At 61.9% G+C, this 18,862-nt stretch carries 14 protein-coding genes; 1 reads left to right on the top strand and 13 read right to left on the bottom strand.

The window, feature by feature from the left end; genetic code table 11:
• From KCG88_RS27760 to KCG88_RS27700, 13 genes are all read right to left on the bottom strand, one after another.
• Nucleotides 1-1,227 (bottom strand): class I SAM-dependent methyltransferase, encoded by a 1,227-nt coding sequence (locus KCG88_RS27760; protein WP_210713570.1) that lies wholly within the window; start codon nucleotides 1,225-1,227, stop codon nucleotides 1-3.
• Complete coding sequence (gene rfbC, locus KCG88_RS27755) at nucleotides 1,224-1,784, bottom strand: dTDP-4-dehydrorhamnose 3,5-epimerase (protein ID WP_047284495.1); 561 nt, start codon at nucleotides 1,782-1,784, stop codon at nucleotides 1,224-1,226. The genes KCG88_RS27760 and rfbC overlap by 4 nt, the downstream gene beginning before the upstream one ends.
• On the bottom strand, nucleotides 1,781-2,863 hold the full coding sequence (gene rfbG / locus KCG88_RS27750) for a CDP-glucose 4,6-dehydratase (RefSeq protein WP_047284493.1): 1,083 nt from the start codon (nucleotides 2,861-2,863) through the stop codon (nucleotides 1,781-1,783). The genes rfbC and rfbG overlap by 4 nt, the downstream gene beginning before the upstream one ends.
• The gene (gene rfbF / locus KCG88_RS27745; RefSeq protein ID WP_047284490.1) at nucleotides 2,845-3,618 is read right to left on the bottom strand and encodes a glucose-1-phosphate cytidylyltransferase; all 774 of its coding nucleotides are present in this window, start codon (nucleotides 3,616-3,618) and stop codon (nucleotides 2,845-2,847) included. Before rfbF ends, rfbG begins: the two co-directional genes overlap by 19 nt.
• A gap of 266 nt (nucleotides 3,619-3,884) precedes the next feature.
• Nucleotides 3,885-7,463, bottom strand: coding sequence for a glycosyltransferase (locus KCG88_RS27740; RefSeq protein ID WP_210713569.1), 3,579 nt, complete (start codon nucleotides 7,461-7,463; stop codon nucleotides 3,885-3,887).
• A gap of 121 nt (nucleotides 7,464-7,584) precedes the next feature.
• The gene (locus KCG88_RS27735) at nucleotides 7,585-9,153 is read right to left on the bottom strand and encodes a flagellar hook-associated protein 3 (RefSeq protein WP_047284486.1); all 1,569 of its coding nucleotides are present in this window, start codon (nucleotides 9,151-9,153) and stop codon (nucleotides 7,585-7,587) included.
• A 13-nt stretch (nucleotides 9,154-9,166) separates the two neighbouring features.
• Nucleotides 9,167-11,218, bottom strand: coding sequence for a flagellar hook-associated protein FlgK (gene flgK, locus KCG88_RS27730; RefSeq protein WP_047284484.1), 2,052 nt, complete (start codon nucleotides 11,216-11,218; stop codon nucleotides 9,167-9,169).
• A 10-nt stretch (nucleotides 11,219-11,228) separates the two neighbouring features.
• Nucleotides 11,229-12,491, bottom strand: coding sequence for a flagellar assembly peptidoglycan hydrolase FlgJ (gene flgJ, locus KCG88_RS27725; protein ID WP_047284483.1), 1,263 nt, complete (start codon nucleotides 12,489-12,491; stop codon nucleotides 11,229-11,231).
• 10 nt (nucleotides 12,492-12,501) lie between these two features.
• Nucleotides 12,502-13,611 (bottom strand): flagellar basal body P-ring protein FlgI, encoded by a 1,110-nt coding sequence (locus tag KCG88_RS27720; RefSeq protein ID WP_011059952.1) that lies wholly within the window; start codon nucleotides 13,609-13,611, stop codon nucleotides 12,502-12,504.
• Between the two features lie 15 nt (nucleotides 13,612-13,626).
• Complete coding sequence (gene flgH, locus KCG88_RS27715; RefSeq protein WP_047284481.1) at nucleotides 13,627-14,322, bottom strand: flagellar basal body L-ring protein FlgH; 696 nt, start codon at nucleotides 14,320-14,322, stop codon at nucleotides 13,627-13,629.
• Nucleotides 14,323-14,383: 61 nt separating this feature from the next.
• Nucleotides 14,384-15,169: a flagellar basal-body rod protein FlgG gene (gene flgG, locus KCG88_RS27710; protein WP_047284479.1), complete on the bottom strand. Its 786-nt coding sequence runs from the start codon at nucleotides 15,167-15,169 to the stop codon at nucleotides 14,384-14,386.
• 45 nt (nucleotides 15,170-15,214) lie between these two features.
• Nucleotides 15,215-15,955 carry a flagellar basal-body rod protein FlgF gene (gene flgF / locus KCG88_RS27705; RefSeq protein WP_041116646.1) on the bottom strand — a complete coding sequence of 247 codons (741 nt, stop codon included), beginning with the start codon at nucleotides 15,953-15,955 and terminating at the stop codon, nucleotides 15,215-15,217.
• 204 nt (nucleotides 15,956-16,159) lie between these two features.
• The gene (locus tag KCG88_RS27700) at nucleotides 16,160-17,728 is read right to left on the bottom strand and encodes a sigma-54-dependent phenylalanine hydroxylase transcriptional regulator PhhR (RefSeq protein ID WP_047284476.1); all 1,569 of its coding nucleotides are present in this window, start codon (nucleotides 17,726-17,728) and stop codon (nucleotides 16,160-16,162) included.
• A gap of 307 nt (nucleotides 17,729-18,035) precedes the next feature.
• Here KCG88_RS27700 and phhA point away from each other — a divergent pair, with 307 nt between their 5' ends.
• Nucleotides 18,036-18,827: a phenylalanine 4-monooxygenase gene (phhA, locus tag KCG88_RS27695; protein ID WP_011059947.1), complete on the top strand. Its 792-nt coding sequence runs from the start codon at nucleotides 18,036-18,038 to the stop codon at nucleotides 18,825-18,827.
• Nucleotides 18,828-18,862 lie beyond the last annotated feature (35 nt).

The raw sequence follows: 18,862 nt of genomic DNA, 5'->3' as shown, positions 1-18,862 counted from the left end.
TCACAGCAGCCTCAACTCGGGCACGGCGATCACGAAGCGCCCGCCCCATTGCCGCACCTGGGCCAATTGCTCACTGACTTCACCGAGCAGGTTCCACGGCAGTACCAGCACATAGTCCGGTCGCTCCAGATCGATACGCTCAGGCGCGACCACTGGAATCCGGCTGCCCGGCAGGTACTTGCCCTGCTTGTGCGGGCTGGCATCGGCAACCCAGGCCAGGAGGTCGGGCTTGACCCCGGCGTAATTGAGCAAGGTATTGCCCTTGGCCGCCGCTCCGTAACCCACCACGCGCTTGCCTTCGGCCTTGGCCTGGAGCAGGAAACGCAGCAGTTCGTGCTTGATCCGCTCTGCCGCCGGCGCCAGGGTCTGGTAGTAGTCGGGCGTGCTCACCCCGGCCTCCTGCTCCAGCCTTAACTGACGCGCCACGCTGTCCAGCACGGGACGGCGCTGGCCATCGTCTCGCTGCACAAACACCCGCAGCGAACCGCCATGGGTGGGCAAGGTTTCGACATCGAAGATTTCCAGGCCGTTGCGCTGGCACAAGCCCTGGACCGCAGTCAACGACAAGTAGGAGTAGTGCTCGTGGTACAGAGTGTCGAACTGCTGGCCGGCCATCAGGGTCAGCAGTTGGGGAAACTCGAAAGTCGCCACGCCAGTGGGCTTGAGCAGGGCGGCAAAACCACAGAGGAAGTCGTTGATGTCCGGCACATGGGCCAGCACATTGTTGGCCGCCATCAGGTCGGCGGCCCAGCCCTCTGCCAGCAACTGCGCGGCGGTATCACGGCCGAAGAACGACTCACGGATCAGCAGCCCCTTGTCCCGCGCCGCCTGTGCGGTACTGCGGGTCGGCTCGACTCCAAGGCAGGGAATGCCGCGCTGGGCCACGTACTGCAGCAGATAACCATCGTTCGCCGCGACTTCCACCACCCGGCTCCCGGCATCCAGGGCAAAGCGCTCGACCATCCGCGCCACATAATCCTGGGCATGCTTGAGCCAGGTGCTGGAGAACGAACTGAAGTAGGCGTAATCAGCGTCGAACAGATGATCAGCTCGGGTGTAATCCTCGGTCTGCACCAGCCAGCATTGCTGGCAGACCTGGACCTTCAACGGCACCCATTGCTCCGCCTGGTCCAATTGCTCTACACGCACGTAAGCGTTGGAGGGCGGCGAGGTGCCCAGGTCGATCAAGGGCAGGCTCAGGCGAGCGCCACAACCGCGGCAATTCATAGTTTCACTCCAGCGAATGCGCCATCGAGCAAGGGGTGGTTGGCGTCCCTGCTCGACAGATTATTGACAGGCAGCGGCCAGTCGATTGCCAGCCGAGGGTCCCGCACCGATAACCCGGCCTCATGTTCCGGGGCATAGTCGGCGCTGTGCAGGTACAGCAGTTCGGCATCCTCGCTCAGGGCCTGGAAACCATGGGCAAAACCTGCAGGCAGCAACAAACTGCGGCCGTCGCCCGCTTTCAGGTGCTCGGCGTGCCAATGCAGGAACGTCGGCGACTCGGGGCGCAGATCTACCGCCACATCCCAAACCTCGCCCCGCAGACAGGTGATGAGTTTGGCCTCGGGGCGCGCGGCCGTCTGATAGTGCAGGCCACGCACACTGCCCCGTTCACGTGTGCAGGAATGGTTGATCTGACGAATATGAAACGGCTGACCAAAGGCGCTCAGGCTGCCTTCGCAGAACAAGCGCGAGAAATGCCCACGCTGATCCTCGAAGCGTTTGTGGCGCACCTCGCACAAGCCGGCCAACGGCAGGGCCAGTACCCGGAATTCGCTCACAGCGCCCCCCGATACAGGTTCAACTGCCCCAGAGTCACCGCATGCATATCCGCGCCGCTCTTCCAGGCCAGGTGCCAATCCAGGGTCTGCGCCAGGCATTGCTCCAGACTCCAGCGAGGTTTCCAGCCGAGCAACTGTCGCGCGCGACTGCTGTCCAGGCGCAGCAGACCGGCTTCGTGCAACTCACTGGGCTCGATCCGCAAACCCGGGGCTTCGGGCCATTGCCGGGCCAGCAACTCCACCACGTCACCGACGCTGCACATGTCCTGCTCGCCGGGACCGAAGTTCCAGGCCCCGGCGTATTGCGGACCTTGCTCGTACAGGCCAGCCGCCAGTTGCAGATAACCGGCCAGGGGCTCCAGGGCATGCTGCCAGGGGCGCACAGCCTGGGGATAACGCAAGGTCACCGGTTCATCGGCGGACCAGGCCTTGAGCACATCGGGGATCAATCGCTCGGGGGCGAAGTCGCCACCACCCAGGACGTTCCCCGCCCGTGCCGTGGCCAATGCCAGGCCGTGTTCGGCATAGCGTCCAGTTGCGAAGAAAGAGGACGCATAGGATTGCGCCAACAACTCGCAGCAGGCTTTGCTGCTGCTATAGGGGTCATGGCCACCCAGGGGCTCATTTTCCCGATAGGGCCACAACCACTCCTGGTTGGCGTAGACCTTGTCGGTGGTCACCAGCACGCAGGCACGCACTCCGCCCACTTGGCGAATGGCCTCCAGCAGATTGAGGGTGCCCATGACATTGCTCGAATAGGTACCCAAGGGGTCGCGGTAAGCCTCGCGAACCAGTGGCTGGGCAGCCAGGTGCAGGACAATTTCCGGTTGTACATGGGCCAGTACTTCCAACAAGCGGCCCAGGTCGCGCAGATCCCCGCGCTGGTCATCCATGCCCTCGTAGACGCGCGCCAGATCGAACAGGCTTGGGTCGGTGCCTGGGTCCAGAGCAAACCCCGTGACCTGGGCGCCCAAGCTCTGCAACCACAGGCTCAGCCAACTGCCCTTGAAACCGGTATGCCCGGTCAACAGCACACGTTTGCCACGCCAGAACTGCGAGCTCAGTCCCACTGCTTCCACGGGGCCTCCCCGCTTTGCCAGAGCTGTTCCAGATGATTCTTGTCCCGCAGAGTATCCATCGGCTGCCAGAACCCACTGTGCTCGAACGCGCGTAATTGCTGGTTCCTGGCCAACTGAATCAGGGGGTCGGCTTCCCAGGTAGTACTGTCGCCGGCGATATAAGACAGCACCTTGGGCGAGAGCACGAAGAACCCGCCGTTGATCCAGCCACCATCTCCACGAGGCTTCTCGGTGAAACCCAGAACCTGGTCGCCATCACGCTCCAGGGCCCCGTAACGGCCTGGTGGTTGTACCGCAGTCACGGTGGCCAGCTTGCCGTGGGCCTTGTGGAAGTCCACCAGGGCTCCAATGTTCAGGTCGGAGACACCGTCGCCGTAGGTAAAGCAGAACGCCTCTTCATCCTGCAGGTAGCGGCCGGCGCGGCGCAGGCGCCCACCGGTCATGGTTTCCTCCCCGGTGTCGATCAGCGTCACGCTCCAGGGCTCGCTGTAGTTCTGATGCACATCCATGCGGTTGTTACGCATGTCGAAGGTCACATCCGAGGTGTGCAGAAAGTAGTTGGCGAAGAAGTCCTTGATCGCGTAGCCCTTGTAGCCGAGGCAAATCACGAAGTCATGAATCCCGTGGGCGGAATACTGCTTCATGATGTGCCAAAGAATTGGCTTGCCACCGATTTCGATCATGGGTTTGGGCTTGAGGTGAGACTCCTCGCTGATTCGCGTACCCAGCCCACCCGCCAGAATTACTGCTTTCATCACTGTCCTCTTGCTCTTCGTGGGCTGAATCAGCCCTCTTGAGGCCTGGTTTAGCGCCAGACGCAAATATTCATTCGCAGCCAACGGCTACCTTGCACCACGTTGCAGTGAAGGTTTTATGGCGATATGAAGAGGACCTGCAGGAAGTGCGCCAATTACGCAAGCGGCGCTTGGGGCACGGCAGAGGACGATACATACAGCAGCCCCGACAGGGCGACGATGGGGAAAACCGGCTCGCGACAAGGCGATCACGAGCCCTGATCAGATCAATCCGCCAACCATCCCCATAGCCAATGCCGCAGGTTGTCGTCGCGCAGCATGAAGTCGCGATGCACCGCCTCGCGCAACTCATCCCCCATGCGGTAGCTGGCAACCGGATCGGCCAAATGCATGCGGATAGCCTGCAACCACTCCTCGGTGCTGTTGCTGCGAACCTTGGTACAAGGCAAGAAACCGCGATAGGCCTCAGTATCGGTGCAGATCACCGGATAACCGCAGGCACCGTACTCCAATAGCCGCAAGTTGCTTTTGCAGTCGTTGAATATATGGAACTCCAGGGGCGCCAGCGCCAGATCCAGGTTCAGGCTCGCCAGCTTGAACGGGTAGTTCTGCAGACCGGTGACCGGATGAAACTCGTGCACGTAAGGACGCAGATTATCGGGGCACATACCGAAGAATACCCATTCAACTTCGTTGGCCAGCTCGCGCACCACCTCGGCAATGATCTCCAGGTCTCCGGTATGGCTGGTGCCACCGCCCCAGCCCACCCGAGGCTTGCGGGAGGTGCCACGACGACTGGTCAAGCTGGCCCAGGGGTCGAGCGCCAGCATGTTGGGCACCACGCGGATATCGCTGTGCATACTCGACAACGCATCAGCCAGAGGCTGGGTAGTCACCACTACGCGATCGCACAGGCCAATCCCCTCGCGCAGCATCTGCTCGGTGTTCACAGGCTTGTTACGGGCATGGGTGTTCTTCTTCGGCGCACTGACGATGTAGTCGTCGAGTTCGAAAACCCGCAGGGCACTGGAGTACTTTTTCATCCGCAGAATGTCACTGGCCGCGCCATCGCTGTACCGACACTGCAGGATGATGGTATCCGGCGACAAACGCTCGATCTCTACCGTGGACGGCGACTCGTAGGCCACTCGACCAATTACCCGTCCCGCTTCCTCCAGCGCCGTTAGCGGCCCCGTCACCCTGTAATGCCCCACTGCAGAACTGTTGACTGGCAGACCCAGGATCAACGGCAACGCCCGACTGCAGAACGGATTCCAGTTGTTGCGCAACGAAGGCTCCAGGCTGAAGCTGGAGTAGCCCAGGCTTAAAGCCGGGTTATAGGCCGGATCGCGCGCAACCTTGGGCATCCACTGCCGATAGAAGCGCTCTTGCTCGACCTCACGTGCCTGCTGCTGTTCACGGTCATCACTGACGACGGAGGCCGGTGTCAGAATCAGGCTGGCGTACGGCGTCCAGACCACCAGATAGCCATTGCGGTCGATCCGCAGGCACAGATCGGTTTCTCCGAGCTCGCCAGCGAATGCCTGCTTATCCAGACCGCCCAGGCTATCGAAGACCTCCTTGCGTACCATCAGGCAATCACCACTGACCGCACTCCAGTTCTGCACCACCTGCAACCGCTGCATGTAACCCCGGGCCCCCATGGCTTCACCGACAAAGGGCGAGCTTGCTGGCCCAGCCATCCCCAGCACCTGACCGGCCTGGAGAATGCAACCGTCGACATCCAACAGACGCGCGCCAACGACCCCCACCTCAGGACGCTGGGCCTGATTGAGCAACTCATCCAGCCAGTCACCGCTACAGATCAACGCCCTCGGATTAAGCAGCAACAGGTAGTCGCCACGAGCCTGGCTCGCCGCGCTGTTGATCAGCGCTGCATGGTTGTTCGGACCGGCATAAGGCAGAACCCGTAGCATTGCGCCGCCCAACTGAGCCATGGCCGCCAACCAATCCGTCATCGCAGGATCTCGGCTGCCGGCATCCACCAGCACAATCTCGTAGTGGCTATAGGCAGTCTGCTCGATCAGGCTTTCGACACAGCGCTGCAACGTCGCCAGAGAGTCGCCGCACGGCAGAAGAATCGACACCAGTGGCCGGCTGCCATGCAGATAGTCAATACGATTGAGCAAGGGCAGATCATCATGAACAATCCGGTGCTCCACGCCAATCCGCTGCAGATGCGCTGCCACCAGCCCTTCACTGCCCTCAATCACCTGGGGCCGTGACAACCACTGGGCAAAGCTCAACTCGGACTCCAACTGGATATCGGCAATATGCTCGATAGTCTGTGGCCCAGCGGTCTCCACCATCCGCCACAGCAGATCATGGGGCGCCAGCTCACCGCGGGCCGGATCAAAACCGCCCTCGACCATGAAGCGCGCGCGAGAAAAAGCCAGGGCGCGGCCGACATAGGGATAGGAGCGCATCAGGTCGAGGTTGAAGTCGGGCTTGAATACCGGCTCCGACGACTCGCCTTCAACCAGCGCACCTTCGTCGCTATAGGCACACAGCATGGCTGGAGTATTGGCAATGCGCTCGGCAAGGATCAGTAGGGCCGACTGCTGCAATCGGTCACCGGCCTGCAGCAGATAAAACCAATCCCCTCCCTCCAACTGCGGTATCAATTCATTAAGCTGTTGCACCCAGTCCTCGCGCAACGGCTGGAGCAGGACTCGCTCTCGCTCTGCCACTAGGGCTTCGCCCCTCGACAACACCAGCACCGCCGCAGGGGCGTACAACTGAGCATCGATGCTGTCCAGGGTCCGCGCAAGCGCTTCGCTATCGCCTTCGAAATCAAGAACCACCACTACCAACTGCACCCGTCGCGGCCAGCTGTCGATGCGCTGAGGCATCAGCCGCTGTTCCACCGCCGAGAATTTGCGCACTGACAGCCATTCCCGATAGAAGCCCTCGTAGCTGATGCACTCGCCACCGACCCGACCATCAACCACCGTACTGCGATTACCCAGCACACGGGTCACGCAAAGCTCTTGCCAGTTACGCGGCTGCTCGGCTACCCGCGACAGATCGACATAACGCACCCACCCCGCCGCCGGCGCCGATTCACCGCTGCGCGCGGCCAGCATCTGCACCAACCAGGTCCACTCATTCTTCGCCAGTTTGAGCATTTCCGGCGTATTACTCAGACGCCCAGAATAAAGTCGCTCGCAACCTAATACCGTCACCTGCGCTGCCAGATTGCCGCGACGCATCAGACAGATGAACAGGGCAAAATCCAGCAGCGCGACAAAACCGGCGCCTTCCTGGATCAACGCCGGAAGCAGCTCCAGCACATCGGCACGACGCATCAGCGCGGAACTGAAGTTACCGAGGAAATTGCGCGGCGTGCTCTCGAAAATCGCCAGCATGTCATCGCCCTTGAGCACCGCATTGTCATGGGTAAAGCGACAGTTATCGACTCGCGACGGCAGGATGAAATTCCCCGCATCACTGAACACCCGCAGCGCGCACACCAGACTGACATCGGGGTTATCGAGCAGCACCGGAGCCTGCAGGGCGATACTCGGAGCGAACAGCCGATCGTCGTCACACAGGACCTTGATCAGCTCACCGCGAGCCTCCTCGACGCAGCGCAGGATATTTTTCTGCAATCCAAGGCGCTGCGGATTGCGCAGATAACGCACAGGGTGCACCGGCTCGACGAAGCTCTCGACAATCTGCTGGATTTCATCGCCGGCACTGTCATCGCAAACAACGATCTCCAGTGGCTGATAGGTCTGCGCCAAGGCACTTTCCAGAGCCTGGCTGAAGAAGCGTGGGTTGAAGGCGGGAATGACGATGCTGACTAGAGGGGCTTGGCTCACGGCGGGAAACTCTCGAGCGGCGAGCCCTGGCCAGTGATGCCAGGGCTGCAAGACCGCTTAAAAAAGACGGCTGGCTGCTCGAAGATCGCGGCGTCCGGGCGCCAGCCCGAACGCCACGCACTCAGACCTTGTTGAACAGCCCCAGTTGGGCAATCTTGCTGAAGGCCAGCTGCGAGGCTTGCAGCATGGTCTGTTGCAGGGTCAGGCGGGTCATCACTTCGGCCGGATCGGAGTCGCTGATGGCCGAGCGGGTCTTGGTGTTGGCAGCCGCCAGGCTTTCGTTGATTTCGCTCTGGGTGTCCAGGGCCGAACCACGACCACCCACTGAGCTGATACCGATGGACAACTGGTCGATGCCACTGGCCAGGTTGGCCATCCCCGAGGCGAGGTCGGCCAGTTGCTTCTGGGTCGCCAGGGTGTTGCCGGCGGTCGGCGTGTTCAAGGCGTTTTTCAGCTGGCTCACGGTATCCAGTATGTTCTGGGTCTCGTGGGTATTGACCGACACACTGAACTGATCGTTGGCCGCCGGAGAAGGCGCGCCGGTCAGGGTGAAGCTCACGCCCGCCGCGGTGGCGACGTTACCCGGCCCGACCACGCCCGAGGACACCGGCTTGCTATCAGCGGTCAGTGGCGCAGCGTACAGATCGAAATTGGTAGCGCTGGTGAACTTGAGGATCGCCGAACCACTGGGGAAGGTGGAGTTGTAGGCCACCGGGTCGGTAATGCTGGTGTTCGAGACCTGAGTCATGCTCGGGTTGCCCGGCGAGCGCGCCACGTTGAAGGTGTCCGGCTTGGAGCCCAGGGTGAAGGTATGCCCAGGCAGCACGGCGTTGGCGTCGTCGCCGGACTTGAGGTTGACGTTCAGGCTCAGGTCGACCCCACGGAAGCTCACGGTCTGGTTCGGTGTAGTGCCGAAAACACCGCCCTGGCTGGCCTCGGCCGTTACATCGTTGCCACTGCCGTCGACGATCTTCAGCTGGGTGCCCGACACGAAGGACACGGTGTAAGGCTCGCCGCTGCGGAATTGGCTGTTGTAGGCACCGTTGTTGGACACCTGGCCGTTGGATAGGGAGATCCGCCCATCATCCACGGCTGGCGCGGTCATGGTGACCTGGCTGCGGCTGGTGTTCAGCGCCTGCTGGAACACGTCCCAACCGGTGCTGTTGGCGGCCATCATCATGGTGTCGCCCACCGGCAGTTGCAGGCTGCTCTGGTCACCGTTGTAGCTGTAGGTGCCATCGGAGTTGCGGCTGAACGGCGGAACGTCGTCCTTGGAACCACCGAAGATGTACTTGCCGTTTTCGTCCTGGGAGTTCATCAGGCTCAGCAACTGTTCTTCGATCTGCCCCAGTTCCGAAGCATTGGCCTGGCGGTCGGCGTCGGTGTAACCGGCGTTGCCGGCACCGGAGGCCAGTTCCTTGGCGCGGGCCAGCACGTTGTTGATGCTGGTCATCACCGATTCGGTCTGGCCCAGGGAGGCCTTGATCGAGTTGGTATTGGTCTTGTACTGGTCCAGCAACGAAGCCTGTTGGCCCAGCTGCAGCAGGCGAGCGGCACCTACCGGATCGTCGGCAGCGGTCTTGACGCGAACCAGGCTGCTGGCCTCTTCGCTGCTCTGGACCACTTTGGAAAAGTTCTTCTGGTAGTTGGTAGCCGAGGACTCGTAAAACTGGGAGGTGGAAATGCGCATGGGCTACGACTCCTTAAAGGCTGTTGATCAGCGTGCTGAAGGTTTCCTGCGCAGCCTTGATGATCTGCGACGACGCTGTGTAGTACTGCTGGTACTTGACCAGGTTGCCGGTCTCATCATCCAGGTTGACCCCGGACAGAGAGTCCCGGGCGCCCTTGGCGTTAGCCAGGATGGTGCCGGTAGCGGCGCTGTCGAGGCTGCCCTGACTGGCCTTGGCACCGACGTTCTCGATCAGCTTGCCGTAGGCATCCACCAGGGTGATGCCCTTGCTGGCAGAACCTGTATCGACGGTCTGCTTGCTCTGCAAACCGGCCAGCGCCAGGCCGTTGCGGTTATCCGAAGAACCGGCGCCATTCACCGAGATGTTCATGCTGTCGCCGGCGGCGGGAGCGCCGGCCACGGTCATCTGTACGCCGAACGTCTTGGTCACCGGTGGCGTGCCGCCGTCGGTGATCGGCACACCGTTGGCATCCAGCATGTTGATCTGCAGATTGAGGGTATTGGTCTGCCCGGGCACGATGGAGCCGCTGCCCATCTTGTTGCCCTTGGCATCGAAATAGTCGTAGCTCTGGCTGCCGCCTGCCGGCGCATTGAACACCACTTTGACCGGACCCGAGTTCTTGATTGCGGTCTGCATCTCAAGCTTGGCTGCGGCGTCGTAGTTGTCGATCGGCACGCTCAAGGAAGGCTGCGCGGAAATGCTCAGGGAGCTCTTGAGCCCGGCGGCCAGCTCGGCCTTCAGCGGGGCCGCGAGGGCCAGGCGCTTGGGGTCGGTCATTTCGGTCTGGATGGTGGTAGCGGCGTTGCGGGTCGGGGTGATCTTGAAGCTGTCGCCAGCACCGACCGTACCATTGAGTTTCAGCGAGAAGCCGTCGATCACCGGTGCCGGGCTGGTGGTGGTGCTGAAGCTGCCCATGTCGGTGCCATCGGAGCGCTTGACGCTGTAGTCGGTGGCACTGCTGAAGGTCACGGTGTAGTCGCTGGTGCTCAGCTTGCCGGTGTCCTTGATGGTGACATCGAAGTTGCCCGAGCCTGCGCTGTTGGTGGCACTGCCAATGCTGCGTTGGCTGATCATCCGCGCACTGTTGATGTCGTTGAACAGGTTGCCGCCGAAATCACCGTTCTTGTCGATGCCCTGAGCCATCAGGCTGTTCATCTGGTCGGCGACCACGAGGGCTACGCGGCCCAGCTCGTTCATCGCCGGATCCAGCACTTCGCTGCGGTAGCGCAGCAGGCCGCCGATCTCGCCACCGGTGGTGAGGTTGGTGATGTCGATGCTGCTCGAGCCCCGGTTCAACTGCAGCGCGGAGCGGCTAGGGTCGTTCTTGCCTTGCACCACTTCCAGGGTATTGGCCGAGTTACCCATGACCAGCGGCTGGCCGCTGCCCAGGTACAGATCGACGCTGGAACCACGCTCCGAGACCTGCACGCCGATGAAGGTCGAAAGCTGGCGCACGGTTTCATTACGCGCATCGAGCAGGTCGTTGGGCATGCCATTGCCGTTGGTCGACAGCTCGGAAATCTTCTGGTTGAGCTGGGCCACGGTGTTGGCCAGCTTGTTGACCTGGTCCGCCATGTTCGCCAGGTTGCCGTTGATATTGGTGTTCTGCTGGTTGAGCTGGCTGGATACCGAGTTGAAACGGTTGCTCAGGGCCTGGGTGTCGCTGAGCAGCAACTGCCGGGAAGCCTCGTCGGTAGGCTTGGCGTTGAGGTTCTGCACCGAGGCGAAGAACTTGGTCAGGGCGCCGGTCATGCCGGTGCCGCTGTCCGAGAGCAATTGGTCGATCGGGCTGATCTGCCCCTGGAACGCCGCGGCATCGCTGTTGAGCGAGGTGGCGGTGCGCAACTGGGCATCGAGGAAGCTGTTATAGACCCGGCGCACGTCCGCCAGGGTGGTGCCGGTGCCGATGAAGACATTGCCATTCTGGCTGGAGGCCTTGGTGCCCTGCACGGTCTGCTGACGCGAGTACCCGGCGGTATCGGCGTTGGCAATGTTGTTACCCGTGGTCATCAACGACGTTTGGCTGGCGGCCAGCCCCGACATCCCGATATTGAGCAAACTCATGATTCAGACCTTATAAATTCGTGGAAACGCCAGCCGCAGCGTAGTTCTGGTAATTCTTCATCTGCTTGGCTATCTGCGAAATCTTGCTTGCGTAATCCGGGTCCGTTGCATACCCGGCTTTTTGCAACTCGCGAACAAACTGTTCTGGTTTATCGGCCACCTTCAGCACTTCTTGATAGCGATTGTTGCTCTGCAACAAGGTCACCAGATCGTGGAAGCTGTCCTGATAGGAATCGTAGGAACGGAACGCCGCCGTCTCCTTGACCATCTGCCCGTTGCGGAACTCGCTGGTGATCGCCCGGGCCTGTGCCCCCTGCCAACTGCTGCCGGCCTTGATGCCGAACAGGTTGTGGCTGCTGCTGCCATCCTGCTGGCGCATCACCGATTTGCCCCAACCGGTTTCCAGGGCGGCCTGGGCCACCAGGTAGCGTGGATCGATCCCGATACGCTGGGCCGCCTGCTGCGCCATCGGCAGCATGGTGGCAACGAAGTCGTCGGCGGAACTGAAGGCACGCTTGGCCGGTGCCAGCGGTGGCTGAGCCATGGCCCGGCCATAGACCCGCATCTTGCCCTGGGACGCGGCGTAGCCCTGATTGACCCGCCACTCGCCCCGCAGCACGGCATCGGCGGCCGGGCTGTTGCGGGTCGGCGCGGCGTTCTGCACACCGCCCTCGACGGCGCCGGCCGACGGCACGATGCCGGTCAACAGGCGATCGGTGAGTTTGCTGGGCAGGGACAGACGCCGCTGGTTGAGCAGCACCATGTCGTTATGCGCCACGCTCGTGCGCAAAGGATCGTGGGCCCGCGACGCCCACATCGGGCGCTGGCCATTGACCCGGCTCAACGGACCATCCTGGGCCGTGGTACCGGCAGCGATCGGCGTCGGAGTCGCCACCGGCGCCGCGGCCGGCAAAGTCGTGGTGGCCGCATTCGGATGAGCCGGCTTGTTCTTCATCATCTGGCGCATCAGCACATTGGCCAAGCCGATACCGCCCCCCTCGCGAGACAGGGACACCGCCAACTGCTGGTCGTACATGTCCTGGTACTGCTTGGCCGCCGGGGTATTGAGCGGGTTGTCCTGGCCTATGACGTCAGTGGCCTTGCGCATGGACTTGAGCATTTCATTGAGAAACAGCGACTCGAACTCCTGCGCCACCTTGCGCACGTTGGCTTCGCCGTCCTTGTCGCCGACCTTCAGTTGCTGCAGGCGGTTGAGGTCCGAGTAAGACCCGGAGTCGCCGCTGCCAATCAGTCCGCTCTTACGAATATCCATGGCGCTCACCTCAAATCACGATCAGGTCGGCCTGCAAGGCGCCGGCCTGTTTCAAGGCTTCGAGGATGGCCATCAAGTCGCCTGGCGCCGCGCCCACCTGGTTCACCGCCCGGACGATCTCATCCAGAGTGGTGCCCGGGCCGAACTTGAACATCGGCTTGGCTTCCTGCTGAGCATTGACCCGCGAGCGGGGCACCACCGCGGTCTGGCCATTGGACAGAGGGCCGGGCTGGCTGACGATCGGGTCTTCGGTAATGGTCACGGTCAGGCTGCCGTGGGTCACCGCCGCCGGCGAGACCTTGACGTTCTGGCCAATGACGATGGTGCCGGTACGGGAGTTGATGATGACCTTGGCCACCGCCTGCCCCGGATCGATCTCCAGGTTCTCCAGGATCGACAGGTAGTCCACACGCTGGCTTGGGTCCAGGGGCGCGGTCACCCGGATCGAGCCACCGTCGATGGCTTGGGCCACGCCTGGGCCGAGCATGTCGTTGATCTTGTCGACGATGCGCTTGGCGGTGGTGAAATCCGAACGGTTGAGGTTCAGGGTCAGGCTGTTGCCCTGGTTGAAACCACTGGGCACGGCACGCTCGACCGAGGCGCCACCAGGAATCCGCCCGGCCGACGGTACGTTGACGGTGATCTTCGAACCGTCGCGCCCTTCGGCATCGAAACCACCGACCACCAGGTTGCCCTGGGCGATGGCGTAGACGTTGCCGTCGATACCCTTGAGCGGCGTCAGCAGCAAGGTGCCGCCGCGCAGGCTCTTGGAGTTACCAATGGAGGACACGGTGATATCCACCTGCTGGCCTGGCTTGGCGAACGCCGGCAGATCGGCACTCACCGACACCGCCGCGACGTTCTTCAGTTGCACGTTGCCGGAGCCGGCCGGCACCTTGATGCCGAACTGCGACAGCATGTTGTTGAAGGTCTGCAGGGTGAACGGCGTCTGGGTGGTCTGGTCGCCGGTACCGTTAAGCCCGACCACCAGGCCATAGCCGATCAATTGGTTGGAACGCACGCCGGAAATGCTGGCGATGTCCTTCAACCGCTCGGCCTGGACGCCAAGGGAAGTGGACAGCAACAACGCCGCCGCCATCAGGTGCTTGAAATTGAGCATGAGTCTTTTCATCACCTAGAAAGGGAACAGCGGGCTGAGGAAGAAACGGTCGAACCAGCCAGGCTGGTTGGCATCGGCGAATGAACCGGTGCCCGAATAGGTAATGCGCGCATCCGCGACCCGGGTCGAGGACACGGTGTTGTCGGTGGCGATGTCGTCCGCCCGCACCAGGCCGGCAATCCGCACCAGCTCATCGCCGGTATTGAGGGTCATCCACTTCTCGCCACGCACCGCGATGATGCCATTGGGCAGTACGTCGGCCACGGTCACAGTGATCGAACCGGTCAGGCTATTGCTCTGGGCTGCCTTGCTGTCGCCCTTGGTGGCGCGATTGCCATTGTAGCCGGCATTCAAGGACAGATCGCCGCTGCCCAGCGGGTTGTTGGTGTTGGGTACCGCACCGAACAACGAGGTCAGGCCAATGCTGTTGGAACTGGTCTTGGTCAGTGCCGAGTTGGCACCCTTGCTGGCGTTGGTCCGCTCGTTGAGGGTGATGGTGATGATGTCACCGACCCGGAACGCCTTGCGGTCGCTGTACAGGTTCTGCTCGAAGCCAGCCTGGTAGATCGAACCGTTGTTGGACGCGGAAGGCAGCGGCGTACGCGGCAGCACCGGCGCGTAATAAGGGTCATTGGGCTTGGGCGGCGGGGCGACACAGCCCGCGAGCACGGCACTCCCACTCAGCGCTAGAACACAAATAAACCGATTCATGACCCTTCCTCACGATGTTGCCGGTACGCCACTTCAGACCCGTGGCGACCTCAAGACTTGATTACAGCTTCTGCGTAATGAACGAGAGCATCTGGTCCGCGGTGGAGATCACCTTGGAGTTCATCTCGTAAGCGCGCTGAGTAGTGATCATGTTGACCATCTCCTCAACGGTGCTGACGTTGGAGGCTTCCAGGGTGTTCTGCAGCGTGGTGCCGAAACCGTTGAGGCCCGGGGTACCGATCTGCGGCGCGCCGCTGGAGGCGGTTTCCAGGAACAGGTTGTTACCCTGGGCCTGCAAGCCGGCCGGGTTGATGAAGTCGGCGGTTTGCAGGTTGCCGATCACCTGGGATGCCGGGTTGCCGGCGACGGTGATAGACACGGTGCCGTCCTGGCCCACGGTGAAGGTCTGCGCGTCGTTGGGCACGACAATCGCCGGCTCAAGGGCAAAACCGCTGGCAGTGACGATCTGGCCATTGGAGTTCAGGTGGAAGGTGCCGTCACGGGTATAGGCCGTGGTGCCATCGGGCTGCAGGATCTGGAAGAAACCGCGGCCGTTGATGGCCAGGTCCAGAGGCTGCTCGGTGGTCTGCAGACTGCCGGCGGTGAAGTTCTTCTGGGTGCCGACAATGCGCACACCGGTACCGACCTGCAGGCCGGTTGGCAGCTCGCTGTCCTGGGTGGACTGGGCCCCCGGCTGACGCTTGATCTGGTACAGCAGGTCCTGGAACTCGGCGCGATCACGTTTGAAGCCTGTGGTCGAGACGTTCGCCAGGTTGTTGGAAATGACGGTCAGGTTGGTGTCCTGGGCGGACAGACCGGTTTTGGCAACCCATAGAGCCGGAAGCATTCAATTCTCCTCTCGCGCCTGTTTTACGGCGCTAGATACTGGTAATTAGCTGATCTGCAAGACCCGAGCCATGGCCTGGTCGTCTTCTTTGGCGCTGTTCATCATCTTCACGTGCAATTCGAACTGCCGGGACAGGGCCAGCACCGCGGTCATTTCCTGCACGGCGTTGACGTTGCTCGACTCAAGGAAACCCGAGACCAACTGGACGTTAGCGTCGGCGGGTGCCGGCTGGCCGTCCTTGGTCTTGATCGAACCGTCCAGGCCTTTAGTGAGGTTCTTGATGTCCGGGTTGACCAGCTTGATGCGGTCGACCTCGGCCATGACCCGCGGGCCCTCGCCCATGGCACGGATACTGATGGTGCCGTCCTGGCCAACTTCGATCTTCTGCTCGGGCGGCACGGCGATCGGGCCGCCATTGCCCATCACCGGCATGCCGTTGCCGGCGCGCAGCACACCCAGGGCGTCGACATTCAAACTGCCGGTACGCACATAGCTTTCGCTGCCGTCGGGGCTCTGCACGGCGATCCAGCCGTTGCCGCTGACGGCCACGTCCAGGTCACGACCGGTCTCCACCATCGAGCCGGCACTGAAATCCGTTGCCGGGCGCTCGCTCATGGCAAAGGCGCGCGCCGGAAAGCTGTCACCAAATACCGGCATCGCACGGGCCTGCTCCAGGTCGCGCTGAAAACCATTGGTAGAGATGTTCGCCAGATTGTTGGCATGAGCCTTTTGCGCCAGTGCATTCTGGCTGGCGCCGGTCATTGCCACATAAAGGTACTTGTCCACAGTCTTTCCTCTGTCTGCCGGACGTTTGCCGCCCACCGCTGTACTGCGAAGCCATAAGCAATAAGTGCACCAACTTTTTAACGCAGCGTTAATCCCCAGGCGGGGCAAGGCTTTGCCTGATTACAGAGGAAAAAACAGCGCTGACAGAAGACGGAAAAACGGCGGTCTTATGCCGCTACCGGCAAGTAACGGCCCGGATACAGCCTAGGGATTGTCGCCGGCATTCTTGCCGACCTCGTATTCGCGCAGTTTGTTGGCGATGGTGGTGTGGGAGACCCCCAGCCGCTTGCCCAACTGACGGCTACTGGGGTGTTCGGCGTACAGACTCTCGAGCACGGCCTTTTCAAAGCGCCCGACAATCTGCTCCAGGCCCCCCTCCAGGGAAAAGTCGCCAAGCGGCTGGCGCGCACCGTAGTCCGGCAGCCGGATGTGTTCGGTCTTCACCGTCCCGCCATCGCACAGGGAAACCGCCTGAAACAGCACGTTCTCCAGTTGCCGCACATTGCCCGGCCAGTGGTAGTGGCTGAGGCGTTCCATGGCCGCCGGCGCCAGACGCGGCAACGGGCAACCGATCTGCCGACTGGCCTGGTCGAGAAAATGCTCCACCAGGGGGGTCAGGCCATCGAGGCATTCGCGCAACGGCGGAATGTGCAGGGACAGCACATTCAGCCGGTGATAGAGGTCCTGGCGGAACTCGCCCCTGGCGCACAACTCGGAAAGATCCACCTGGGTCGCGCAGATCACCCGCACATCCAGGTACACCTCTTCATCGCTGCCGACCCGACGGAAGCAGCCATCCTGCAGAAAGCGCAGCAGCTTGACCTGCAGGCGCGGGCTCATCTCCCCTACCCCGTCGAGAAACAGGGTGCCACCGGCGGTCAGCTCCAGCAGCCCCAGCTTGCCTTCTGCCCGAGCGCCCTCGAAGGCGCCGGGGCCGTAGCCGAACAGTTCGGTCTCGGCCATGGACTCCGGCAACCCGGCGCAGTTCAGGGCCATCAGCGGCGACTGCCCGCGCGGGCTGGCCAGGTGACAGGCACGGGCCAGCAGCTCCTTGCCGGTCCCGGTCTCGCCCTCGATCAGCAGCGGCGCATCCAACGGCGCCATGCGCCGGGCCTCACGCACCACCGCCGCCATGACCTTCGAACTCTGGAAGATGCTGTCGAAGCCCCGCAGCTCCTGCTTGCGCACGTTGTAGATGCGCTCGCCAACGCGATCCGCCCGGTGCAAGGTCAATACCGCGCCGGCCATGGCTTCGCTGTCGTCATGTTCCGATTGCAGCGGCGCGATGTCCGCCAGGAACACATCGCCCCTGACCTTGACCCGCAGCCCGTTGATCCGCGACTGGTTGGCCCGCACCAGTTCCGGCAAGTCGAAGTCTTCGGCGTAGCGCGACAGGGGAATGCCCGGCACCTCGTCCACCCGCACCCCCAGCAACTGCGCTGCGGCGCGGTTGGCCGCCACGATGGAGCCGCCCATGTCGATGGAGAGCACCGGGAACTCCAGGGCCCCCAACAGCGCATTGAGCTCCATGTGCCGGCGCTCGCTGGGCATCAACCCGACCCGCTTGACGCCAAACACCCCGGCGATGGACTCGAACTTGGGGCGCAGCGCCTGGAACTGCAGGTTGATCAGGTTCGGGCAGTGCAGATAGATGGCATTGCCATGCTCGCCCCCCACCTCGCCACGGGCTACGTTGATCCCGTATTCCACCAGCAGGTTGAGAATGTCGCGCAGGATGCCGATGCGATTCTGGCAGTGAACTTTGATACGCATAGAAGGAAGGCCCTGGGACTGACAGTGAAAGGCATAAGCGCCGGAAACCGACGCTTATGGCATCGGCCTTTGCAAACTTTCTGCGACATGGCGCAGATAATCGTCAAGATTATGTGACAGCAAACGGCTTTTTCAAACCTGAAAACCCATAACAGGGCGGAGCCTTCAGCTATTTCGTAACGATTACTTTACAAATATGCGCTCAACGGCCTTCCGTGGCCATCGGCTACCTGCTGCAAAGCGTCGCACCCTCGGGTAACACTGGGGTCACACATAACAAGAACGCATCCCCTGGCAGGAGAGCAGCATGAAGCAGACGCAGTACGTGGCCCGCGAGCCCGACGCGCAAGGTTTTATCGACTATCCACCCGAAGAACACGCGGTGTGGAACACCTTGATCACACGCCAGTTGAAAGTGATCGAGGGGCGTGCGTGCCAGGAATACCTGGACGGCATCGACAAGCTCGGATTGCCCCACGACCGTATTCCGCAACTGGGCGAAATCAACAAGGTCCTGGGTGAAACCACCGGCTGGCAAGTGGCCCGGGTACCGGCGCTGATCCCCTTCCAGACCTTCTTCGAACTGCTGGCCAGCAAGCGCTTTCCCGTGGCGACCTTCATTCGCACCCGCGAAGAACTCGACTACCTGCAAGAGCCGGATATCTTCCATGAGATCTTTGGCCACTGCCCGCTGCTGACCAACCCCTGGTTCGCCGAATTCACCCACACCTATGGCAAGCTCGGCCTGCAAGCCACCAAGGAAGAGCGGGTGTACCTGGCGCGCCTGTACTGGATGACCATCGAGTTCGGCCTGGTGGACACCCCGGCCGGGCGGCGCATCTACGGCGGCGGCATCCTGTCCTCGCCCAAGGAGACCGTGTACAGCCTGTCCGAAGAGCCGGAACACCAGGCCTTCGACCCGCTGGAAGCCATGCGCACGCCGTATCGCATCGACATCCTGCAGCCGATCTATTTCACCCTGCCCAACCTCAAGCGCCTGTTCGACCTGGCCCACGAAGACATCATGGCCCTGGTCCACCAAGGCATGCAGCTGGGCCTGCATGCACCCAAGTTTCCGCCAAAACCCAAGGCGGCCTGAGCGGCCCGCACTCGCGAGCCGCTGCGAAAGATAGT

The organism is Pseudomonas sp. MWU349, assembly GCF_017947325.1.
Classification (GTDB): domain Bacteria; phylum Pseudomonadota; class Gammaproteobacteria; order Pseudomonadales; family Pseudomonadaceae; genus Aquipseudomonas; species Aquipseudomonas protegens.
Note: the sequence above shows the minus strand (reverse complement) of the source record. Positions and strands in the feature narration are given on the sequence as shown.